Below are 22,589 nucleotides of genomic sequence, written 5' to 3'. Positions count from 1 at the left end.
TGACGACGCCGCGCCGGTCGAGGGCGGCGAACGGCGCGGGGACGCGGCGCACGAAGTGCCAGAAGCCTTGGCGTCGCGTCAGGACCTCGGGCATCGGGAGCCGGCGATGTTGGACGAAACCGTGCCCCGCCGGCGGGCAGCTCGTCAACAATCTCGGCTATCTAACTGAAAACAAAAGGGAATTTCTGAAATCACCTGGCGGAAGGGGTGGGACATTCCGATCCAACCTTCATGTACCTTTTAAATCAATCACTTAAGCCTTCCCAGTCCCCTCCCCTGTAGCGCGAAACTGTAGCACTCAGGCTGACCAGCTCTGGCAGTTTGGCGGAGGGTTCGGAATTCGAGCTCCCCCATTTGTCGCGGCTCACAAGACCTGCATCTCAGGCAGGGTAGCTTCTGGGCTTCTGCTCGGCAGATGGTTGACCACTGGCTGGAGCACGCAGAGCGCCTAACCAGGGCCTTCCGGCGCCTGACAGTGAGTTGGTGGTGCGGCGGTCCTGGAGGCGTCGTTTGGTGGGGTGACAGCCCAACGACTCAGCTAGGCTGCTGGCAGCTCAAGGTGTGACCGGAGAGGTGAGATGGCTGATACCCATACCCACACCCTCAGCACTCTGCAGGCTGCCACCACCGGCAAGCCCTGGTACCTCGTGGACACGAGTTTCCGCCGCCCGATCGTCAAGATGACCTTCTTCTCGGAGACGCAGGCCCGCACCACCTGCAAGGCCATGAATGCCACGGCTGGCCAGGAGCGGTTCAAGGTGGTGTGGATGGGGGCCTGAGGGCCACTCAAGCACAGCAGAAGCAGTGATTGCAGAGGTTGAGATCTAAGTTGATGCACGAGAGATGGTGGCAAAAGCCAAGCAAGTGCAAAAACGTACAAAGCAACGCATCTTCTTTGACGCTCTTACTTGACTGTATTCAGGCTAAACTGTGAAGCTAATTGCACCAATGTATTATACCAACAATCATTGCTAAGCTGGAACATTGGCATTTGGTAGGAGTTCGCTCCTTGTCAGCCTCGATGCTGACGGTTTACGAAGTGGCAAACATCCAATTATCTCAGCAGCACTAACAGAATGAAACCCGGTAGTTCAGGCGCCCGGTAAGGTCCTCATCCCTTGCCGGGCGTTCTGTCGTCAGTTCTGCTGTCAGGCGTGTTGATTTTAGTGCCAAGCTGGAACACCAGCTGTTGCTGAGCGTTTGCTTGTTGCCATGCCTAATATTTGGCTAGACGTGGCCTTTCATGGGTCATTGAAATCTCCATAGGCAGGTACAGGCGCCCGGCAAGGTCTCCCCATCCCCTCGCCGGGCGTTCTGCTGTCTGGAGTTACGGGTCTTGTAGGTGGAAGCTAGCCGCCTCTCACGGTGATGATGCCGCTCCTGACAGCCGCTTCGGATGACATCTCGTGACCACCTGGCCCACTGAGCGTCACTGCGGCTTCGCCCCATCCTCGGGCGGAGTGCTGCCGGTCAGCGCAGAGCGCACGGGCATTGATGGCCCCTCAGGCACCTCCGATGCGTCCGCTCGCGTAGCCCCTGGAAATGAGACGGCTGCGCTCCCGAGTGCGTCTCTCGGCCGCTAGAAGGTCGGCCAGGGCATCCGTGACAGCCCACCTGAGGGCAAGGGCGGCATCACCTTCGGCCAGCCTGAGGTAGGCTGCTACGATGTCCTCAACGGGGCACGAAGCGGGCGCTTGAGGGCTCTCGTGTATCCGCTGGTGCAGCATAGCTTGCCCCCTCCCAACTCAGATGAGGACAGAGCAAGAACGCGTCACGAGGCTGATGGTTCAGTCAAGAGCCACATAGGCCTACCGAACAGTGACCTTGCAGGTTCCAGAGAGCATCGTGCCAGAGAGAGCTTTCGTGAAGCTACTGGTGTTCTGCGTGACCAGAAGCCTGCCCACAGCGGGCAGAGACAGCAATGAGGCCCGAGCCTAGCTTGGAAGTCAAACGTAAGGCTTTACGGCCGTCCTGGCGACTTCCTGAGGCTTTCTCGGGCCTCTCAGTCAAGCGTGAGACACGCAATCACCTTCCTGAGCCGAGCGTTCTCCGCCTCAAGCTCCTTAATGCGCTGGACCTGATCCAACTTCGGGCCGCTACACTCCTTGCGCCAGCGGTAATCGGTGACCTCGCTCACGCCGAGCGCGCGGATTGCGTCAGCCACGCTCTGCCCCTGCGAGACCAGCACGTCCGCCTGCCGCAGCTTGGCAACCATCTCCTCGGGCTTGAGTCGTTTCGCCATCTCGTCCGTCCTCCAGGCTCAGAAGCCATACTTCAGGGCGGACCACTCCGCTGGCTCTTCGCCAACTTTCGTGGAAATGGTGGGCAGAAGGTCGAAGCCCAGATTCCGCCGGTCGCGCCACAAAGGCCTGCCCTCCGCAGACGCAGAGCCGGTCCTCGTAGACGCAGAGAGGGTCCCACCGGGCGTGTGCAGAAGCTCCATCTCCTGAATGGCTTAAACAGCTCCACGGAAGTTGGCGAAGAGCCACTCCGCTGGGGGCTGATCAAAGGCTTCTCTCTGTCCGTACAGGTATCGTCTATTGGACACCCTCAGGACAAAAAGAGACCGGCGCGAGGGTGATATGGCTCGGCCGGCCTAGTGCGCTTGCACGTGCTATCGAAGGGGGCTCCGATAACGCAGGTTAATCGCCTGTCGCGACCTGCGGTTCCACGCAAAGAGAAGCCAGCGCGAGTGTTGAAGCCCGGCTGGCTCAGTATGCTTGCTCGTGGGAAGCGATGATGTGGGACAATCGCCTCACATCGGAGTTGGTTCCTTGTAAACTTTTCACCGTGCCAAACCATCCGCACCAGAGGCCACATCCGAGACAGGTCTACTCAAGCGGCACACCAGCTCTAATACGGCATTGCATTGCCTCGATCCTAGCGGACCTTGATGCGGCCTCAAATTCTTCAGCTTTTTTGATAAGGTCACGCTCCCTAAGACGAACTGCGGCTTGCCACAGCATTCTGGAAAATAGCTCGTCCTCAATGGCCATTTGCATCCAGGCTTTATGAGGAGCTTCTGGGAGTCTGTGCGCGTGGTCTGACGGCATGGAAGTCTCTCCTGCCTGTCTGCCAACGATACTGTCCGCCGACCATAGCTCGCATTAGTCTTTTCGTCGCTAACAAATGCCAGCGCAAGCAGGTCGAGCTGCAAAGCGCCACTGATGGTGGGCTGAGGGCCTGAAGCACACCCGGCAGCAGCTAAGGCCTGTGGTGTGCGGCTGGGAGGCGACAGAGGCAATCTCAGTAAAGACGGCGCCAAGGGACGGGCTGCGAGTGCCACTGTGGGGGCCAGGGAGGCCGATAGCCGGGCTGAGGACGTGTTCCTTGCCATCCGTGACCTTCGGGCCTCTGGGGCCTCCCTGAGGGCTACGGCGGCCAAGCTTAATCAGGAAGGCATTCCGACAGCCCGAGGTGGTGAGTGGTCAGTCGTTCAGGTGGCCAGGGTTCTCAGCAGGATCGAGAGTGGGACTGCCTGAGATGGAACTACTCAAGGGGCACACCTGCTCTGACTCGGCATTGCATTGCGCCCCCCCTAGCGGACCTTGATGCAAACTCAAACTCCTCAACCCTCTTAATCAGACCACGGTCTCTGAGTTCTCCTGCGGTCTGCCACAGTCTTGTGGCTAGTAGCTCTTCGTCGATCGCTGCCTGCACTAAGGCTTCGTGAGGGACCTTCGGAAGTCTGTGCGCGTGGTCTGAGGGCACGGAAGGCTCGCCTGCTTTTCTACCAATAATGACTCGCAGCAGCAGTGGTTTCACTCACACAGGCGAAAGCAGGCAGGTTGCGACCCAAAGCGCCACTTATGGTGAACCGGGGGCCTGAACACACCCGGCAGCGGCTAAGGCCCGTAGTGTCCGGCTGGGAGGCGCCCGGGGGAATCTGCGAGGAACTGGCGGCACCAAGGGACGGGCCGTGAGCGCCACTGTGAAGGCCAGGGAGGCCGATAGCTGGGCCAGAGTGGCGTTCCCCCACCATTCAGGACCTTCGGGCTTCTGGAGCCTCCCTGAGGGCATGGTGGCCAAGCTGAACCAGGAGGGAATTCCTATGACGTCAGGGAAGGGGGGGGTGAGTGGTCAGCCGTTCAGGTGGCGCGGGTCCTCAGCAGGCTTGAGGGCGGGCCTCAGCCAGGCCAGTGAGGGCTTGCAGAAGATTGAGTGTCGGTGAGCCATGTCAGACCGAAGGCGACTGTTCCATGGCCGAATGACTTCCCCGCAAAGACCAAGACCAGAAACAGACGGATGTCGGCTCTGAGGAGCCCAGCAATGACGGTGATGGCATCGCCGAAGGTTGGCAGCCAACACAAGGCCAGCGCCCATACCCCGTACCGCTCGAACCAAGCCGTAGCCCTGTCCAGAGTTGACTGAGACAGGGGGAACCAGCGGCGATCCGCCAGGCCAGCGACGTTGCGGGCGATGAGGTAGTTGATAGTTGCGCCCATGACGTTCGCGATCACGGCAGTTGCCAGGAGGGCGACCAGACTCCCGGCCTGAGCAGCCAAGAGCCCGGCCATGGCCATCTCAGAGGACCCAGGCAGAAACGGCAGGAACGTGCCGGCAATGAGTGAGGTGACGAACAGCCCGAAGAAGGCCGGCAGAGCATCCATCGGGTTTCACTCATCATCTTGGGGCCGGATCGACCCGGTTTTTCGCCCTCTGGTTTCGTTCGGTGTCTCAGTCCCTTGAGCCCATTAGGGGTGGAAGAAGGCGACATTAGGAGAACCACCTCTCGTGACCACCCGGCCCACTGAGCGTCACAGGGCCAGCCCAGAGAGCTGGTCCGTGGCCGCCCCGTCGTCACGATCCTCGCCGCATTGCCAGCTACCCGCGGAGCCGGAGCACGTCGAGCCGACTGAACCGGCGAGGATGTGGGGCGTGTAGCAAAGCCTTGGCAGCGTGCAAGGCGAGGATGAACGGGAGCACGTCCCGCCCCCATCTCCTCACTATTCGCGCCTAGGTGCGATCACCTTGTGAACTGGTGCGGAGAGATCAGATCGCTGCTGGGGAACGTCTCCTCCAGCACCTCGTCCAGAAGTTGGTCTTGCCGTTGGCGAAGGTCCTCGCCCGGAACATGATTCCCCGGAGCTGATGCTGCTGCCAAATCGGCACGGGGCTTACCCCTGCTGATACCCTCAGGTCTCTCTCTGTGCCTTCCTGTGTAACCGCCGCTGGTCACGCCTCGCGTCCCTAGAGCGCTGAACGCAACGCGATGAGCCCTAGAGCCACAGCCGCAAGAACAGCGACTGCCCCGAACAGCCCACCGCCGGCGGCCGTCTGAGGTCGGCTGCGAGTTCCTGACTGCAACGCCCGCATCTTGGCTCGTATGAACGTGCTGGTCGCGTTCTGAACCTGCTCGGACGACAAGACCTCACGGGCCAGAGGCAGCAGTTCGTTGGTGTGCCGGGAGAGGTGCTGGTCAACGAGATAGGTCACGTCCTCGAAGGTGTTGAGCCACCCTTGGGAGCCCTTGCCACGGTATGCTGCAAGCTGGTCAAGCTGCTGCATCACCTGATGGTCCTCACGGCGCAGGTCGCTGATTAGCCCTGATGCCCTATTGTGCGCGCTCAACGGCTCCAACAGGCTTGCATCGATAGCCTCTGCGTGGGCGTCCAGCTCGTCGATGAGGTCGGCCAGAAGCTGCTCACGGCTGCGCACCACTCCTGGACCGTTGAGAGCGTACGGTATCTCACGGATGAGATCAGTGATGTTGGCGTGGTCGCGCGCGATGAGTTGCCAGACGTCCATAACTCGTACCCTCTCGGTGCCGTCCTCCAACTCACGCCTGACGAGACTCGTTCCGGATGAACAGGCTGGTATCCGCTCCCACGATCCCGGTTATCGTGCGGTCTAAGCCTTCCCGCCCTTCACGACCGTCAGCTTCTTCGACCCCGGTGGGAGGTCAGTTGGCCGCGGTGGTCCCTCCAGGTCCACGGTCCAAGCCTTGCAGTGAGGCACGTGCTGGCTCTTCTCCCGCCCTCTCGGGAGGTGCCGCCACGGGCAGTCATACGAAATATGGTCGAGCGATTCGTCCAGGGACGCCTCAGGCCCAAACTTCGGGGCCAACCTCGCGAGCCTTTGGGCTCCCTTCTGATCACATAGAGGGCGCCCACTCGCACGATCTTATCCCAGGGTCATTGACGCCCTGGAGTCGCTCGCGATGGTGCCAGCCATCGGCGACGCTGGTGACCATCTGACGAGCTGAGGGCCTGTGTACTGTCCTCAGCGCCACAGAATGGTGGGCCGAGGCACACCCGCACCTTGGCTCTGCTCTTGTCACGCGAACCGGAAGGCGTCCTCCGTCAGGCTCGCCAGCGTGGTGTTCTGAAGCGTCACGCTGGTGTCTGAGCTGAGTGTGATGACCACATCCGAGCCAATCTGCTCGCTGGCCCCGAGCACCTGGGCAAAGGACGCCAGACCGTTGTTGAACTTGATCAGGTCGTGATCGGGGCCACTCGCCGCGAAGTCGCGGATGAGTTCATGCCCATCGCCCAGCCCCACGAAGAAGGTATCGGCACCAGCTCCGCCCACCAGTTCGTCATCACCTGAGTTGCCGAACAGCAGGTCGTTGCCATCCTCGCCGAAGAGCGAGTCGATACCAGCTCCGCCCGACAGCAGGTCGTCTCCAGCGCCCGCCCCGATGAAATCGTCCCCGGTCTCACCGAATAGGACGTCATTGCCGGTCTGCCCAAAGATCACATCGTTCCCGGTTCCGCCGTAAGCGAGATCGTTTCCGGTGCCCGCCAAGATGCGGTCATCGTTCTCGTCCCCGAACAGCAGGTTGTTGCCTTCCTCGCCGAAGAGGGTGTCGTTACCATCACCGCCTGAGAGGAAGTCATCTCCAGAGCCTGCCCCGATGAAGTCGTCCCCGGTCTCACCGAACAGGGCGTCGTTGCCGGTCTGCCCGAAGATCACATCGTTTCCGGTTCCGCCGTAAGCGAGATCATTGTCGATGCCCGCCGTGATGCGGTCATCATTCTCGTCCCCGAACAGTAGGTTATTACCTTCCCCGCCGTCGAGCGTGTCGTTACCGTCACCGCCTGAGAGGAAGTCGTTCCCGACCCCCCCGAAACCGCTGTCATTGCCCTCCTGGCCAAAGACGAGGTCGTCCCCCGCATCGCCGTAGACAATGTCATCATCCAGGCCACCGTACAGAGCGTCCTGTCCCTCTCCTCCCGAGAGGGCGTCGCGGCCCGGATCACCGAAGAGCCCGTCGTTCCCCTTATTGCCTTCTAAGCGGTCATTGCCGAACCCACCATGCACGAAGTCGTCTCCGGACCCTCCAAAGAGGAGGTCGTCGCCATCAAGGCCACGGACGGTGTCATTGCCAGCAAGGCCGTAGACTTCATCGTTGGCCGATGTGCCATCGACCGAGTTGTTGTCAGCATCTCCGCTGACGACCGACTCTAAGGATGGCCGGAACGTGGATTCGGCTTGGTCATGAATGATAACCTGATCGCCGGGGTCGAGACGCTCTCCTCGACCGATCAGAAAGTATTGCAGTCCTTCTCTTACGATGACGTGGTCTTCATCGTCAACTCCGACTTGTCCTACCCCCGCTAATGTGCTCCTGGTTCCAATTCCAGGAATCAGAGTGTAGGTATAGTACGCAAAAGAACCAAGCTCAAGCGAGTTAACGTAAAAGAAATCACTGAAGTCATCAGCGTTATCATAGCTACGAGCAGTCGTGTAGTCACCCGAGAGAAGTGTAGGGCGGGTACTTAGGGGGCCCACTGGATACTGGCTCGTGGGCAGCGCTGTGAATACTGCTGTGCCGGTTGTCTCGTCGAATGTGTAGGAGCCGTATGTTATCGAGAAGGGAACCTTGAGCTTTGCCAGATCAGCGTAGCGCGACATTGGGCGGCCTTCGCAGGGCTACTCGATATGGGCCCCAGTACATATAGCGAGTATCCTACAGCTGCAATAACGGCTACGCTTGGAGCCGCCTCGTGCTGGCCTGAGGCTCCCTGAGCTTCCCCATGTCTGCTGCACAAGTTCGACCTAGTATCGATGCGGGCGAGGGGCAGGCTAGCCAGATATTAACGACAAATGAGAGCGGCTTGTTTCCCTACTCGCGATGTCGTCAATGCGCTCGTTCAGTTCATCACCAGCGTGCCCCTTGTCCACGTCCGGCGCACCTCAGCGTGCCTGGACACGGGCACATCGAGAGCACTAAGGTCTGCCTTCAGATCAAGCTTGCTCCTGACAGAGGGCTTTCTCCATTTCTGACGTCAATCAAACGGTAGCCTCTGAGGCTGTCTAGGACGGCTCTACACGGGGTTTCTGTGCTGTTGAGGTGAGCCACCAGTCAGGCAGTGGACGCCCTCTGGTGGCCTCCTAATGCCATTCTACAAGCCTCTGGAAAGGACAGCTTGCGCCACATCCTGCTGAACGCTGCTGTCCGTTTCTGCGTAAGACGGATGGAGTACCCTCCCGAGAAGGGCTGTCTCGCTAAACCATTGAGATAGAAACGGAAGTTACGGGTCTTGTAGGTGGTATGTAAAGTGGTGTGAAGTGTTCTCATCGATACGCAGGGTGCAGGTAGGCATTCTCAGTGGTTCATAGCCGCTGATGTGATCTCAACAGGCAAGTGGATAGAGGTAATCCTCCTACCTACATCCTCCATTAAGGCTTTCACCTCTTCCCTCCTTGACCAAGGAGCCATCGGGCCATCATGCAGGCCAAGAGCAACAATGCCCCTTGCTCTCAACTCCTCAAGCACGGTGACCAGGATACGGCTCTCTATGTGCATTAAGCTGTAGCCAAGGCCATCTCCAAGGCAGTTAGCCAACGGTGGATGTGCTTCTGCGATAGCGGCTCTCGTATGCTTAACTGTCCATCCTTCCGGTAGGCTTGGTTCATGGGTATCGGCATCTCCGATAAGGAGTTCAGATGGCCAGCTCTTGCGCTTCTTGTTATTGTCGAAGAGGAGAGTACTCAGCACAAGCTTAACCCCTCTACGGTGGTTCTCCAGGCCAGGAATGGCGTAGACGTCACCTTCAGGAGGTGTAGCTCCAGCACTCGCATAGGCCAACCGTGGGAACATCGAGGAAAAGTCGAGGATAGCGGCCTCCTCGCCACCTATCCTGATACCTCCTCTTCTCGCACGCTTAAGGTTCTGCCAGAAGCCTCCGAACAGCCGTTCTCTGCGGTCAAAGCGAATGTCCTTGTCAGTGGGCTTCAGGACGAAATGACGCCGCATGGTGCGCTGGTAGGCGTCTACAGGACCAAGCCCATCGTCTATAAAGCTGATGTCTGCCCCTTCAAGGAATGCGTTTATCTCCCGTATGGTTTGCCGCATCTGCCGTATTTCTGGCGTGTCGGCGTAGTCCACCATGGCTTTATGACTGATGATTTGGCCGGAAGCAGACAGGAGGGTCTTCTGCGAAAGCAGGATGACCTCTTCACCAGGGAGTCGGCGGAAGTCGGACAGCTCTACACCAGCCTCGCGAACCCTCTCAGCGAAAGCTGAGGTAGGAGCGGTGGTCGAGGCTTGGCCACGCTCAAAGGAGCGGTTCCAATCGAGCACTCCCGCCTCCTCAAGCCGCCATAGGAGCTTCCGGAAGCCCTTGCCGAAGACGGAGCTGTCATACCGAGTGCGTCTCTCGGTTGAGTTCCCCACCAGACACGCAAGACGACCCAGCTCAGGCGGCAGGTGCACGGCGTGGGCGAGGTTGGCGACGATGGCCTCAATGGCCGTCTCGTGCCGCCTCTGGTCCTCTTGCCGACGTACATGCTTGCGCGGCTCGTGAACCTTCTCGTGCTCGTCTACCTGAGCAGTCACCTGCTGAACGAGGCTGAGTAAGCGTGGCGCCTTGGCTCCCCTGAAGTCGTCAAACCAGCGGTGCCGGGTAGGCTCCGTCATCACCGCAGTTCCTCCAAGGCCTTATGGAAGTCCTGGCGAGCGTTCTCCCGCTCCTGCCTGTCACGCTCCTCCAGCCTCGCCATGTGCGTCCCGGCTCCCCCAAATGCCTCTGCAAGCCACTGCCCCATCACGACGATGGCTCGTGGTGGTACGTCCTTGTACACGCGCCTCACCTTCCCAGTGTCGTTCTCCCAGAAGGTCCCGGCGTTCATGTCCGTCAGACCACGAACCCTCCTGACAAGCTGAGTACGGAAGCCTGCGTCAGACCGAAACCGCCGTGGCTCAGCTTCTAGCAGGAGAAACATGGCCAGAGCCGTCTCTACGACCGCCTTGGGCTCCACGTCTGCCGCGAGCTTCAAGACCTCCTGCGCAGCCCGTCTCTCGAACGAGTAGCCCGTCTACCCACGCTGGTGGCCGTCTACGATGCTCTGAGCGTGGCTCACGATGGTGTCCCACCGAGCCTCCAGTTGACCCCACAGCGGGCTCTCCTTGTTCTTCTCGATACGAACCCTCACGAGGCGCTTGTACGACCCCAGGAGGGCCTCCGTAACGCCGACCTGATCGACTGCTCCATGCCTGCGCAGACGAGCCTTATGAGCCTTGCAGTACAGGCTGAACCGTGACGCAGCCGGGGAAGAACAACCCGGTGCGCTACATACCCTCGACATTCATACTCCTGAGAATAGGGGCCGTACCCTGAGAGACAGTAAGCGAATAATAGCAGGCATGTGAGGCAGAATAGAGGCCCCCAAGCGACCAATACACGTTATGCACCTCTCATCTCAGCACCCAGGTAGTCATGACAATCAGGCAGACTCCATTGAGGGCATGAAGTCCGATCTGCCACCAAGCTGCGGTCCCTACAGCCAGGACGAGGGCGACATCACAGACTGGGATGAGGACGGTTGCGCCCAGGACGATGCCCACCGCACGCCTAGACGAGAAGCAGGCAAGCCCAGCCAGATAGAGGGCCAAGGCAGCATCTCGGAAGCCGATAGCACGAAGGTACGCATCAGCGAGGTTGCCTGGAGCCGGTATGCCGAAGATCGAAGCTCCTGTGGTCGGGGCTACGATGAACAGGCCACTCAGGCACAGGTACACTGCTGAGAGGCCCAGGACGACCCAGAAGCTCGGCTCTGAGGCGGATAGGCGTTGGTCGGCAGAAGCCACGCTGGCCCTCCTACGGCTGCGTGAGGTCAACCGTGGAAGGGGCCTGAGGTGTCGTGCTCAGGCGCATTGAAGCCGCGTCCATCCCCTGCCTGACAGGCGCAGAGGCACCACATCTGGTAGCGAGGGCGGCATCACATACAAAACCCGCTCCGAGTGTGAGCCTAATGATGAAGACCTTGGACAGTTGTGAGCTTCGCTCGCCTTCGCTCCTTGTCCTCAGTATGCTTGGCACTAAGGAGGGGCGCTCAATGAAGGCAATGCACGCAATCTGCCATTACAAGAACGGCAGACCAGACAACCTATTCCAAATTGGAAAAGGACAGGGAGTTTTTAGATCGGGGTATTGGAGAATTTCTCCACAAGAGGCGCCCGCTTTACGGGGTGGCTGGCTCTACCTTCATGAGACCAGCAATAAACCTGCCTACTTCATGGCTCGTATTGAAGAAGTAGGAGAGCCTGATAGCGAAGGCAAATACAACCTATTGGTCAAAAAGGACAGCTCGAGAGTCGATGTGACTTGGAGGGGCAGCACTCCAACTCCGAGTAGGTATGTCAGTATCGTAGAGGCCAATCGGCCGCATGAGACTAGCAGCCACACGAGGTAGGAGCCTGCTTGGCCTCAAGCTCCTGTCCAGCCGCCATCATGCGGCCTTCGGGTTCAACGCCCGGTGCACCGACATGCGGCTGATGCCGAGTTCCTTCGCGATGGCAGACGGACCCATTCCGGTGGCGTGAAGCTCCCTCACCTTCTCAGCAGGCACCGAAGCAGGGCGCCCCTTGCCCGCATAGACGCCCGCAGCCTTGGCCTTGGCGATGCCCTCAAGCTGACGCTCCCTGCGAAGGTTCGTCTCAAACTCGGCGAACACCCCGAGCATCTGAAGGAAGCAGCGTCCCGCAGCCGTTGACGTGTCGATGGGCTGCTCAGTGGCCTTCAGGGCAACTCCCTTCGCCTCAAGCTGCCGAACGAGGATAGCGAGGTCAGCAATGGAGCGGGCCAGCCGGTCGATGCGGGTCACCACGATGGTGTCGCCCTTTCTGGCGAAGTCCATGAGCGTCTGAAGCTCGGTCCTGCCCTCCGTGCTGGTGCCTGACCGCTTCTCTGAGCGAATGACCTCGCACCCTGCTGCCCGCAGAGCTTCCTCCTGAAGGCTGAGGTCTTGGTCGGTGGTACTGACGCGGGCGTAACCATACACGGCCATTGGGCTGCATCCTGTCACAGAACGATCCAGACCCTGTGACAGTGATGTACCAAAAGCCCCAAGTAAACCCTTTTGTGACGCACTCAAGCGTAACAGGACGATGTACCTGAGCGGTAAACCCTTCTGTGACTCGGTGGGTCAGATGAGGTGGGCTGCCAGCCACAGCGGGAGGCCGATAGCCATGAGCCCAATGAAGGTGGTTATGACGAGGGTCCGAGCCGGGCTCCTCAGTGGACGTGGAGCACGCACAAGGCGGACGATGCCATGCGCCAGCCCGAGCACTGCTCCTGCCACGAACCAGACCAATGCTCCCCTCCATGGTCGCCAGTGAAGGGCAACCATCGGCTCGGCCTACTCGTTCAAGCCGGCGCCTCATCGTGGGTGTGAGCTTTCCAGAGCCAGCCCCTCCTTGAAACGGATGGGGCCACGGGGGGTTTTTGGAGCCTCCGATCTGTCGATGCCAATTCAGATACGTGGCATAAACATTCAGACCCGCCACCTCGATTGGCGCTCCCCGGTCTTTCTTTCATCGTCATTCAGGAACTTGGAGAGCCACATCGCGGCAAGCCGGTCGGCCTCAGCCTGCGAGATGGCATCCTGGGCACCTGAGAGCCGGCGCCGCGCCGCAGATAGCTCCCGGCCGAACTCCACCGACTTGAGGCGAGCGCGACGCACTGCCTCAGCACGATCAGCGGTCCCGAGAGCAATCCACTTCTGCCCGCTGCGGCCACCAGGGATGGCCTCTCGCAACTCGGGAGGGACGTAGCCTCGGAACGAGTAGGTGCCGTTCTTGCGGCGAACAAGGCGGGTCTCAAGGCCCATCGCGAGGGGTCACCTGTAGCAACAACCTGTAGCACAGGTGCCGCCCAACCCCTTGTCTGTCAACGCTTCTCAGTAGGCCAGACACTTAGCAGAAGTCTGGCGGAAGGGGTGGGATTCGAACCCACGGTGGAGTTGCCCCCACGGCGGTTTTCAAGACCGCTGCCTTAAACCACTCGGCCACCCTTCCAAGGCCTTGATCCGGTTGAGCTTTTGGCGGCTTCGGCGGGATCTCGGAACCCGCGTTTGCGGCCGCTCTGCTCCCGTTTCGGCCACCGGCCCTGTCTATGGCGGCGCGGAGCGCGGCGTCAACCTTCGCGGCCGCGTCGGCCTGCATCGCCCTTCGCACCCGGCCGCCGAATGAACCAATCAGGCACCCCCGCAGCTGCCGCCGTCGCCGCAGCTGCTGCCACCGCTGTCAACTCCTCCGCCCAAATCCCAGCCCAGGCCGCCGGTCCAGGCGCCTCCGTCCGACCCCATCGCCTCATCGGCGCGCCTTTGAGCTGGCCTCCCGATGAGAACCGTGAGCAGCACGATGACGGCAACGCCCGGAATGACTAGCAGCAGCATCTCCGACATCGCCATGGGATCGATCCTTCGGACGCGGTGCAGGCTCGCCAGATAGCACGCCGATTCAGGGCAGCAGAGCGTTCACCGCAGGTGCGAGGGCGAGGCCGAGAACGAAGGCTGCGGCCATGAGGCGGCGGATCTGGAGCGGGCTGACCATTGGAACCTCCGGTGCGAATGCCGACCGGCGGTGTGCCGCAGAAAGCAGAAGAACGTGGTGCCGGAGCGCACGTCAGACCCGATTGCCATTCCAGTCTCTGCAAGACGCGCTGACATTCGCGCCCGTCTCGAGGCAGGCAGGAACGGACCTCAGATCCACTCGTGCGCAAACAGGAGCGACGCCACGGCCAACCCGATCAGGCCGACAATGAAGGCGACGTCCGCGATCCGCTCCAGCATCTCGCCGCGCGCCCGTCCGAGCGAGTTACGGATCGAGAAGTACGAGCACAGGGCGCTCACGACGATCACCGCCGTGATGAACCCGAGGATCTCGTCCGCCCGTCGGGCGATGCCGTTCGCCTCGGTGAGCTTCACCAGCCCGATCTGCGTCGGGCACAGGCCCGCCATCGTCGCCGCGTTCGGCAGGATGTGATGGGACTGCACACCTAGGAGCCCGTCCGAGTAACGGTTTGATGCGTTGGGACTAAGGTTGAGATCTGGGCGGATGGCTCCTGCGCCACAGGCTCAGCGCGCGGCCTGCGCCAGCTTCAGGAGGTTATGGGCGGTGCAGATCATCGCCCACTCGCCGCGGACCTGATCGAGCCCACGTAGCAGGAACTGTCGGAAGCCTCTGGCCTGCTTGATCTGCCCGAACACCGGCTCGACGACCTGCTTCCTGAGACGGTAACGGCTCCGGCGCCCAGCCCGCTTCAGGCGGACGGCCATCGCGCTCATCAGGGGCATCTTCGTCAGCCTCCGGCGACCTGCTGCATCCGCCTCGCCGTGACGGGCACGGCCCGGAGCGAGATAGGCTGTGATCCGTCGCTCCTGCAGCGCGGCCAGGTTCGCCTCGGTGGCAAAGCCGGCATCTCCGGAGACCTCCCGCGGCTTGCGCCCGAGATGGGTGCAGACGCCGTCGACGAGCGGCACGAGAGCGCGCGAGTCGGCGGGGTTCGTCACGAGCCGATGCGCGACGATCACCTGATGGGCCGCATCAACCGCAATCTGGCCGTTGTAGCCCTGCACGAACCCGTCGCGCGTGGGCAGGATGCGGCTGTCCGGGTCGGTGAAGTTGCGCTGCGCCCGGTCGGGCGGACCGCCGTCCTCGCCCCGCAAGGGCCGACCTTGCCAGCGCATGCCCGACGAGGCCCCCGGCCCGTCCTCGTCCTCCGGATCGGGCGGATCGGCAGCCTCTGCCTCCAACGCGGCCTTGGCGGCGCGGATCGTCTCCAGCCGCCGCTGCTTGTCGGCCATCCAGGCCGGTGTCTCGTCGCCACGATGGTCGGTCCCATGAGCCCGATCCTCCGCCGCGTCGGCCTCGCGCGCTTGATCCAGCCAAGCCTCGACCTCGGCGGCCAGCGTCGACTCGGCCGCCTTCATCCGGCCGTAGCTCATCGCCTTGTGGCGCGAGGCGTTGGCCTTCAGCTTGGTGCCGTCCACCGCCACGTGGGCAAAGCCGACCAGCCCGGCCGCCCGGCACAGCCGCAGCACCTGCACGAACAGGTCCGAGAGCGCCGTCAGATGCCGCTTGCGGAAGTCAGCGATGGTGCGGAAGTCGGGCCGGTTCAGGCCGGTCACGGCCATGAAGTCAACCCGCTCCTCGCAGGCGCGGGCGAGCTGACGCGACGAGTACAGACCGCGGCTGTAGCCGTAGAGGAGCAGGGCCACCATCATGCCGGGATGGTAGGGCGGGTAGCCGCGCTCCTCGGTGTAGGTGTCGAGAATGGCTGAGAGGTCGAGCGCCTCGCGCACCGTATCGCGCACGAAGTGCGCCATGTGCCCGGGCGGCACGAACTCATGCAGCGAGGGTGGCAGCAGCCAGCCCTGATCGACGTCCCAGGAGCGAAACACCTTGGCCATGAGCCGAGTGAATCATCCCAAAGCGCCGCCGTCGAGGTACTTACTCGGACGGGCTCCTAGTGGATTGATCGGCGTGTGAGGATCGGCTGCTCGACGGCATCGGTTCCGATCACCGCGAGCAGCTGGAGCGACTCCGCCAGCTGGGTCGCGGTTTCGAGCGGAAGCCCTGTCTGCATGCGCCCGTTCACCCGGACCGGCTCACCCGTATGGAGGGCGTAGACGCCCCACCCCTCACGTCCTTTGCGCACGGTGTATCCGCGGTTCGGCATGGTGTTCCTCCGGCCCCAAGCTCTCCCGGCTTGATCGAGGCCAACGCCCGCGACAACGGCCCGCTCCGAGCGCGCACAGAAGGATAGCGCTGCCACTTCTCCGACCTTGGTCCACATGCCGGCATTGCGAATGCCGCGATGGGCGCACCGCTTGCCGTTCCGCTTGGCGTGAGGTGCCGGAACAACCACCCGCTCCTCCGACCCCCGAGACCGGGCCGCTCCCCCTTTAAGAACAAAGCCCGAACACCTATATCAACGTCATGTTTGAGAACAGCTTTTCCGGGCCGGACGGGCCCGTCGAGCGCCAGGACGGCGCCTGGCGGGTGCTGCCGATCGAGGGCCGGTTCGAGCTCGTGTACGAGGATGGCAACGGCACCTGGACGGTCCGCCATCTCGCCGCTCACGAGCTCAAGATCGGCCCGGGCAAGGTGCTGGTCGGCGGGACCGACCGGGATCGCGATGCCTATCGGGGCTTCCGGGCCGACCGCATCCATCGCCTCACCGACCGCGACACCGGCGAGCGGGTGGAGCGCAACATCCTCGACTGGCTCCTGCGCCGGGCCGAGGCCGCCCGACGCCGCCGGGCCGCGGCCCTGCGCCAAGCCTCGCTCCCGCGCAGGCCCGGCAGGCAGCAGGCCGCTTCGGCCTGAGGCCGCCGAGACGGGCTCGTCTCCGGCCGAGGATCCGCGTCCCGTTCGGCTCAGGCAGCAGAGCGGGAGCTCAGCGGCCGTCGGAGGGCGGCACCTCCGGCAGGACCCAGTCCAGGAACGCCTCCACCACCGCGCCGGTGTCGAGTGGCTCCTCGGCGCCGTAGAGGCCGTTCCAGATCGTGGCGGTCAGGCCCGGCGCCGCCAGCAGCAGGGGAAACCGTACCAGCGCATCCGAGGAGAGCTCGCCCCGCGCCACCGCCTCCTGCGCGAGCCGCCGGATCGCCCCCGTGACCGGGTCGACGACGACCCGGCGGTAGGCCGCCGCCACGTCCGGAAAGCGCCCGCCCTCCGTCACCACGAGCCGGATCAGGCCCGCCCGCCGCGACTCTTCGAGGCCGCGGAAAGCCGGCAGCGCCACGCGCCGCAGGAAGGCCCGCAGAGGCTCGCCGGGCGCGGGCCCCTGCGGGCTGAGCGCACCGACGAGGTCGGCCATCATCTCCCGCAGCACGCCCTCGAACAAAGCCTCCTTGTCGCGGAAGTAGAGATAGAGCGTGCCCTTCGCGACGCCCGCCCGCGTCGCCACGTCGATCATCCGGGCATCGGAGAACCCCCGCTCCAGGAACACGTCGAGGGCCGCCGCCACGATGGCGCGACGGGTCCGGGCGGTCTTGTCCGGGCTCGGGCCGCGGCGGCCCGCCCCCGCAGCCGGTGCGACCTGCGTCATCGGGCCTCCGCCGGGGTCATCGCGCATCCGAGGCCGGTTGCAAAAGTGACCCACGGGTCATAAGCTGTCCCGCGGAGGGTCCGACCATGTCCTCTTCGTTGCATCCCTCGATCCTGATCGTCGGCGCCGGACCGACCGGCCTCGTCCTCGCCCTGCGGCTCGCCCGCCACGGCATCCCGGTCCGCATCATCGACCGGGCCGCCGGCCCGGGCGAGGCCTCCCGCGCCATGGTGGTTCATGCCCGCACGCTGGAGTTCTACCAGCAGCTCGGCTTCGCGGACGAGGTGGTGGCCCGCGGCATCCGCATGGGCGGGGTCCATCTGCGGGAGGAGGGGGCGGAGGTGGCCGCGATCCGTTTCGGGGATCTCGGGGTGGGCATCAGCCCCTTCCCCTTCATGCTGTGCTTTCCCCAGGACGATCATGAGCGCTTCCTCCTGGCCCGCCTCACTGATGCCGGCGTGCCGGTCGAGTACGGCACCGAACTCGTCGACCTCGCGGAGGGCGAGACGGGCGTGCGCGCGGTCCTCGACCGGGCGGGCGCGCGGGAGACCTGCGAGGTCGCCTATCTGTGCGGCTGCGACGGCGCCCACAGCCGGGTGCGCCAGAGCCTCGGCATCGGCTTCCCGGGCGGCACCTACAGGCAGCTCTTCTACGTCGCGGACGTGCACTTGGCCGATCACTTGGCCGATCAGCTCGGCGAGGACGTCTTCGTCAATCTCGGGGTCGATGCCCTCGGCCTCGTGCTGCCGGTGCGGTCGAGCGGCATGCACCGGCTGATCGGCATCGTGCCGCCGCATCTCGCTCAGCGCGACGACCTGAGCTTTTCGGACGTGCAGCCGACGGCCGAGCCGCTCCTCGGCGTGCGCGTCGCGGCGGTGAACTGGTTCTCGACCTATCACGTGCACCACCGGGTGGCGGCGCAGTTCCGCTCCGGCCGCTGCTTCATCGCGGGCGATGCCGGCCATGTCCACAGCCCGGCGGGCGGCCAGGGGATGAATACCGGCATCGGAGATGCGGTGAACCTGTCCTGGAAGCTCGCCACGGTGCTGCGCGGCCGGGCCGACCCCGCCCTCCTCGACACCTACGAGCCGGAGCGGATCGCCTTCGCGCGCCAGCTCGTCGCCTCCACCGACCGGGCCTTCGAGGCCGTCATCGGCCGGGGCCTGCGCCATCAGGTGCTGCGCACGTGGCTCCTGCCGCACCTGATGCCCCTGCTCTGGGGCTTCTCGGCGACGCGCCGCATGATGTTCGACATCGTCTCGCAGGTGCGCATCGCCTATCCGCACAGTGCCCTCAGCCGGGGCCGGGCGGGCACGGTGCGGGGCGGCGACCGCCTGCCCTGGATTCCGGGCCCGGAGGGCGACAACTTCGCGGCCCTGCGCACGCTCGACTGGCAACTCCACGTCTACGGCAGCGTGCGGCCCGCCCTGGCGGATGCCGCCGCGGCGCTCGACTTGGCCGTCCATGCCTTCGCGCACGGGCCGGCCGCCGCGGAGGCGGGCATGCCGCGCGACGCCGCAATCCTGGTCCGGCCGGACGGCCACGTGGCGCTCGCCCTGCCCGATCAGGATGCGGCGTTGCTCGCGGCCTATGCCCGGCGGCACGGCCTGCGATTCGCCGGACGCGACGCCGTCGCCGCGTGAGCCGCCGCCCGGCGGCGTGCCGGCCCCCGCTCCGCCGGGCAAGGCTCTTGACCGCCGCCCGCCGCTGCGTCATTGCCGGCAGCGGGACACCTCTCCCCACCGAGAGGCGCCCATCTGGAAGGATGGATACCAGAGATGACGACCCGGCCCGACGCGCGCCCGCGCGCGCCCTTCTTCTCGTCCGGCCCCTGCGCCAAGCGCCCCGGCTGGACGCCCGCCGCCCTCTCCGACGCGGCCCTCGGCCGCTCCCACCGCGCGAAGCTCGGCAAGACCAAGCTGAGGGAGGCCATCGACCTCACCCGCGCCGTGCTGGAGGTGCCGGACGATTACCGCATCGGCATCGTGCCGGCCTCCGACACCGGCGCCGTCGAGATGGCGATGTGGTCGCTGCTCGGGCCGCGCCCGGTCGAGATGCTGGCCTGGGAATCCTTCGGCGAGGGCTGGGTCACCGACGCGGTCAAGCAGCTCAGGCTCGACGCCCGCGTCACCACGGCCCCGTACGGCCAGCTCCCCGACCTCTCGGGCATCGACACCAAGCAGCACGACGTGGTGTTCACCTGGAACGGCACCACCTCGGGGGTGCGCGTGCCGGATGCGGACTGGATCGCCGCCGACCGCGAGGGCGTGGTGATCTGCGACGCCACCTCGGCGGCCTTCGCCCAGAACCTCGACTGGGGCAAGCTCGATGCCGTGACCTTCTCCTGGCAGAAGGTGCTGGGCGGCGAGGCCGCGCACGGGATGCTGATCCTCTCGCCGCGCGCCGTCGCGCGGCTGGAGAGCTACACGCCGTCCTGGCCCATGCCGAAGATCTTCCGCATGACCAAGGGCGGCAAGCTCATCGAGGGCATCTTCCAGGGCGAGACCATCAACACGCCCTCCATGCTGGCGGTCGAGGACTATATCGACGCCCTGCGCTGGGCGGAGGGGCTCGGCGGCCTGCCGGCCCTGCGTGCCCGGGCGGACGCCAACGCCAAGGTCGTGGCGGATTGGGTGGCGCGCACGCCCTGGATCGCGAATCTCGCGGCCGATCCGCGTCACGCCTCGAATACCAGCGTCTGTCTCGTGATCGCCGACCCGGAGGTGACGGGCCGCGGCCCCGAGGCCGTGGCGGCGCTCGCCAAGGGCATCGCCGCGAGCCTGGAGCGCGAGGGCGTCGCCTTCGACATCGGCGCCTACCGGGACGCGCCTGCGGGCCTCAGGATCTGGTGCGGGGCGACCGTCGAGGCGGCGGATCTCGAAGCTCTCACGCCCTGGCTCGACTGGGCCTTCGCCGAGGAAAAGTCCCGCCTGCTTCGGCAGGCCGCCTGACGCCGCTCGGATCCGCCGCGCGCTCAAGACGGGCGCCGACAGAACCCCTCTCCCGTTTGGGAGAGGGGCAGGGGTGAGGGTGGAGACGGTGCAGCAAGAAGCCTGAACGGTGCCGCTGCCAACGCTGCGCTCAGCGCTTGATCCGGAACCGTAGCACCCTCACCCCTGGCCCTCTCCCAAACGGGAGAGGGGTTCTGCCCGCGGCGTGTCCGCGGGACGTGCCCCGTGTGCGGCGGATCCGGCCCACCGATCCGGAGCCTTATCCATGACCACCCCCAAGCGCGTCCTCATCTCCGACGCCCTCTCCCCCGCCGCCGTCGCGATTTTCCGCGAGCGCGGGCTCGTAGCCGACCTGCGTCCCGAACTCGGCAAGGACAAGGAGGCGCTCGCCGCCGCCATCGGCGATTACGACGGCCTCGCCATCCGCTCGACCACCAAGGTCACGGCCGCCCTCCTCGACAAGGCCGAGCGCCTGCGGGTGGTCGGCCGGGCCGGCATCGGCGTCGACAATGTCGACGTGCCGGCCGCCACCGCCCGCGGCGTGATCGTGATGAACACGCCCCACGGCAACGCGGTCACCACCGCCGAGCATGCCATCGCCATGATGCTGGCGCTCGCCCGCGAGATCCCGCAGGCGGATGCCTCCACGCAGCAAGGGCGCTGGGAGAAGAACCGCTTCCTCGGCATCGAGCTGACGGCCAAGACGCTCGGCGTGATCGGCTGCGGCAATATCGGCTCCATCGTGGCCGACCGCGGCATCGGCCTGCGCATGCGCGTCATCGCCTACGATCCCTTCCTGACGCCGGAGCGCGCCATCGAGATCGGGGTCGAGAAGGTGGAACTCGACGAGCTGTTGCGCCGCGCCGACGTCATCACCCTGCACGTGCCGCTCACCGAGAAGACCCGCAACATCCTCTCCGCGGAAGCGCTCGCCCGCACCAAGCCCGGCGTGCGCATCGTCAACTGCGCCCGCGGCGGCCTCGTGGACGAGGCGGCCCTGCGCGCCGCCCTCGACCGGGGCCATGTGGCGGGGGCGGCCTTCGACGTCTTCTCCGTCGAGCCTGCCACCGAGAACGTGCTGTTCGGGCACCCGCACGTGATCTGCACGCCGCATCTCGGCGCCTCCACCCGGGAGGCGCAGGAGAACGTCGCCCTTCAGGTGGCCGAGCAGATGGCCGACCACCTCCTCCACGGCGCGATCCGCAACGCGGTCAACTTCCCGTCGATTTCGGCCGAGGAGGCGCCGCGCCTGCGGCCCTTCGTGACGCTCGCCGAGCAGCTCGGCTCCTTCCTGGGCCAGCTCACGGAGGCGCCGATCCGCGGCATCCGCATCGCGTTCGAGGGCGAGATCGCGTCCATGAACCTGAAGGCGCTCACGGCGTCGGCCGTCGCGGGCGCGCTCAAGCCCTTCCTCGAAGGCGTCAACATGGTCTCGGCGACGGAGGTCGCCCGCCAGCGGGGCATCGTGGTCGAGACCACGACCCGCACCGGCAGCGCACACAACTACGCCTCGGTGCTGCACGTCACCGTCGAGGCCGAGGACATGCCCCGCGACGCAGCCGGTACCGTGTTCCATGACGGGGTGCCGCGCACCGTCGAGATCCGCAGCATTCCGCTCGAAGCCGCCTTCGCGCCGCACATGCTCTACGTGCGAAACGCCGACCAGCCGGGCTTCATCGGCCGCTTCGGCACGCTGCTCGGCGAGGCGGGCGTCAACGTCGCGACCTTCCATCTCGGCCGCGACCGGCCGGGCGGCGATGCGATCTGCTTCGTGGCCGTCGACCAGCCGGTCTCGCCCGCCCTGCTGCGGCAGATCGAGGCGATTCCCCAGGTCAAGCGCGCGCGCGCCGTGCGCTTCTGACGGTGCTCGGGCGGATGATCCCCGGGCGATCTCCACGGGAGACGCCCGACGCCTTAACCTACATTAATCAGTGTGGCGCAAACGCAGCCCTCCTCGGAGAATAGTCCGGTCTCCCTGGCCCGGCGCCGTGAGAGGGTTGTTTTGAGACAGGCGCGCGGTCATAAACCTTCGCTCGCTGGGGAGCTTGAAGAGATGACCGCAGCCCGGTCCGATGCCGCGTCGACCGCCCCATCGTCCGGCCCGGCCGCGATGGGCGATCTGCCGTTCGAGAAGGCGCTCGAGGAACTCGAGGGCATCGTGCAGCGCCTGGAGCAGGGCAACGTGCCGCTCGACGAATCCGTCGCGATCTACGAGCGCGGCGAGGCGCTCAAGCGCCATTGCGAGCAGCTGCTCCAGCGGGCCGAGGCGCGCATCCAGCGCATCACCCTGGGGGCGGACGGGAGCCCCGTCGGCACGGCGCCGCTCGATGTCGCCTGAGGCGCCCGCCCTGCCCGT

At 64.4% G+C, this 22,589-nt stretch carries 21 protein-coding genes, 1 tRNA gene and 1 pseudogene; 7 read left to right on the top strand and 16 right to left on the bottom strand.

Annotated elements, in window-relative coordinates; genetic code table 11:
* Positions 1-578: 578 nt before the first annotated feature.
* The gene (locus tag MNOD_RS32235) at positions 579-779 is read left to right on the top strand and encodes a hypothetical protein (RefSeq protein ID WP_015933145.1); all 201 of its coding nucleotides are present in this window, start codon (positions 579-581) and stop codon (positions 777-779) included.
* Between the two features lie 723 nt (positions 780-1,502).
* Here MNOD_RS32235 and MNOD_RS49515 read toward each other — a convergent pair.
* Positions 1,503-1,727 (bottom strand): hypothetical protein, encoded by a 225-nt coding sequence (locus tag MNOD_RS49515; protein WP_015933144.1) that lies wholly within the window; start codon positions 1,725-1,727, stop codon positions 1,503-1,505.
* Between the two features lie 278 nt (positions 1,728-2,005).
* Positions 2,006-2,242: pseudogene (locus MNOD_RS32225) on the bottom strand (transposase); the annotation flags it as partial.
* A gap of 976 nt (positions 2,243-3,218) precedes the next feature.
* Between MNOD_RS32225 and MNOD_RS50765 the strand changes: the two are divergent.
* A complete protein-coding gene (locus tag MNOD_RS50765; RefSeq protein WP_083786628.1) occupies positions 3,219-3,482 on the top strand; it encodes a recombinase family protein in 264 nt (87 codons plus the stop codon).
* Positions 3,483-4,127: 645 nt separating this feature from the next.
* On the opposite strand, the gene MNOD_RS32220 is transcribed toward MNOD_RS50765, so the two are convergent.
* From MNOD_RS32220 to MNOD_RS32160, 13 genes are all read right to left on the bottom strand, one after another.
* Entirely contained in the window at positions 4,128-4,610 is a 483-nt protein-coding gene (locus tag MNOD_RS32220) for a YqaA family protein (RefSeq protein ID WP_015933141.1), read from the bottom strand.
* Positions 4,611-5,190: 580 nt separating this feature from the next.
* Positions 5,191-5,748 (bottom strand): hemerythrin domain-containing protein, encoded by a 558-nt coding sequence (locus MNOD_RS32215; RefSeq protein ID WP_015933140.1) that lies wholly within the window; start codon positions 5,746-5,748, stop codon positions 5,191-5,193.
* Positions 5,749-6,276: 528 nt separating this feature from the next.
* Positions 6,277-7,857, bottom strand: a complete 1,581-nt coding sequence (locus MNOD_RS45835) for a calcium-binding protein (protein ID WP_015933139.1) — start codon at positions 7,855-7,857, stop codon at positions 6,277-6,279.
* 694 nt (positions 7,858-8,551) lie between these two features.
* Entirely contained in the window at positions 8,552-9,865 is a 1,314-nt protein-coding gene (locus tag MNOD_RS41930; protein WP_015933138.1) for a hypothetical protein, read from the bottom strand.
* A complete protein-coding gene (locus tag MNOD_RS49510) occupies positions 9,865-10,224 on the bottom strand; it encodes a hypothetical protein (protein ID WP_244424602.1) in 360 nt (119 codons plus the stop codon). Before MNOD_RS49510 ends, MNOD_RS41930 begins: the two co-directional genes overlap by 1 nt.
* Positions 10,225-10,642: 418 nt before the next feature.
* Positions 10,643-10,966 (bottom strand): DUF4267 domain-containing protein, encoded by a 324-nt coding sequence (locus MNOD_RS32195; RefSeq protein WP_244424830.1) that lies wholly within the window; start codon positions 10,964-10,966, stop codon positions 10,643-10,645.
* Between the two features lie 710 nt (positions 10,967-11,676).
* Entirely contained in the window at positions 11,677-12,234 is a 558-nt protein-coding gene (locus MNOD_RS32190; protein WP_015933136.1) for a recombinase family protein, read from the bottom strand.
* Positions 12,235-12,720: 486 nt separating this feature from the next.
* Positions 12,721-13,056: a DUF6538 domain-containing protein gene (locus tag MNOD_RS32185; protein WP_015933134.1), complete on the bottom strand. Its 336-nt coding sequence runs from the start codon at positions 13,054-13,056 to the stop codon at positions 12,721-12,723.
* Positions 13,057-13,153: 97 nt separating this feature from the next.
* Positions 13,154-13,243, bottom strand: a tRNA-Ser gene (locus MNOD_RS32180).
* 179 nt (positions 13,244-13,422) lie between these two features.
* Complete coding sequence (locus tag MNOD_RS32175) at positions 13,423-13,638, bottom strand: hypothetical protein (RefSeq protein ID WP_015933133.1); 216 nt, start codon at positions 13,636-13,638, stop codon at positions 13,423-13,425.
* A gap of 291 nt (positions 13,639-13,929) precedes the next feature.
* On the bottom strand, positions 13,930-14,223 hold the full coding sequence (locus MNOD_RS32170; RefSeq protein ID WP_015933131.1) for a hypothetical protein: 294 nt from the start codon (positions 14,221-14,223) through the stop codon (positions 13,930-13,932).
* An 81-nt stretch (positions 14,224-14,304) separates the two neighbouring features.
* The gene (locus MNOD_RS32165) at positions 14,305-15,639 is read right to left on the bottom strand and encodes an IS1182-like element ISMno38 family transposase (RefSeq protein ID WP_012631034.1); all 1,335 of its coding nucleotides are present in this window, start codon (positions 15,637-15,639) and stop codon (positions 14,305-14,307) included.
* A gap of 56 nt (positions 15,640-15,695) precedes the next feature.
* The gene (locus tag MNOD_RS32160) at positions 15,696-15,908 is read right to left on the bottom strand and encodes a hypothetical protein (protein ID WP_015933130.1); all 213 of its coding nucleotides are present in this window, start codon (positions 15,906-15,908) and stop codon (positions 15,696-15,698) included.
* 260 nt (positions 15,909-16,168) lie between these two features.
* Here MNOD_RS32160 and MNOD_RS32155 point away from each other — a divergent pair, with 260 nt between their 5' ends.
* Positions 16,169-16,558 (top strand): hypothetical protein, encoded by a 390-nt coding sequence (locus MNOD_RS32155; protein WP_015933129.1) that lies wholly within the window; start codon positions 16,169-16,171, stop codon positions 16,556-16,558.
* A gap of 70 nt (positions 16,559-16,628) precedes the next feature.
* Here MNOD_RS32155 and MNOD_RS32150 read toward each other — a convergent pair whose 3' ends face one another.
* The gene (locus MNOD_RS32150) at positions 16,629-17,282 is read right to left on the bottom strand and encodes a TetR/AcrR family transcriptional regulator (protein WP_015933128.1); all 654 of its coding nucleotides are present in this window, start codon (positions 17,280-17,282) and stop codon (positions 16,629-16,631) included.
* 86 nt (positions 17,283-17,368) lie between these two features.
* On the opposite strand from MNOD_RS32150, the gene MNOD_RS32145 reads away from it, so the two are divergent.
* The 4 genes from MNOD_RS32145 (at position 17,369) to MNOD_RS32130 (ending at position 22,571) form a co-directional block, all read left to right on the top strand.
* Complete coding sequence (locus MNOD_RS32145; protein WP_015933127.1) at positions 17,369-18,925, top strand: FAD-dependent monooxygenase; 1,557 nt, start codon at positions 17,369-17,371, stop codon at positions 18,923-18,925.
* A gap of 135 nt (positions 18,926-19,060) precedes the next feature.
* The gene (locus MNOD_RS32140) at positions 19,061-20,233 is read left to right on the top strand and encodes a phosphoserine transaminase (protein WP_015933126.1); all 1,173 of its coding nucleotides are present in this window, start codon (positions 19,061-19,063) and stop codon (positions 20,231-20,233) included.
* A 265-nt stretch (positions 20,234-20,498) separates the two neighbouring features.
* Entirely contained in the window at positions 20,499-22,094 is a 1,596-nt protein-coding gene (gene serA / locus MNOD_RS32135) for a phosphoglycerate dehydrogenase (protein WP_015933125.1), read from the top strand.
* Positions 22,095-22,286: 192 nt separating this feature from the next.
* A complete protein-coding gene (locus MNOD_RS32130; RefSeq protein WP_015933124.1) occupies positions 22,287-22,571 on the top strand; it encodes an exodeoxyribonuclease VII small subunit in 285 nt (94 codons plus the stop codon).
* Positions 22,572-22,589: the final 18 nt, after the last annotated feature.

Origin of the sequence: Methylobacterium nodulans ORS 2060 (genome assembly GCF_000022085.1) — a bacterium.
Taxonomy (GTDB): Bacteria; Pseudomonadota; Alphaproteobacteria; order Rhizobiales; family Beijerinckiaceae; genus Methylobacterium; species Methylobacterium nodulans.
The sequence above is the reverse complement of the archived record's forward strand: the minus strand, read 5'-3'. Positions and strand labels throughout refer to the sequence as shown.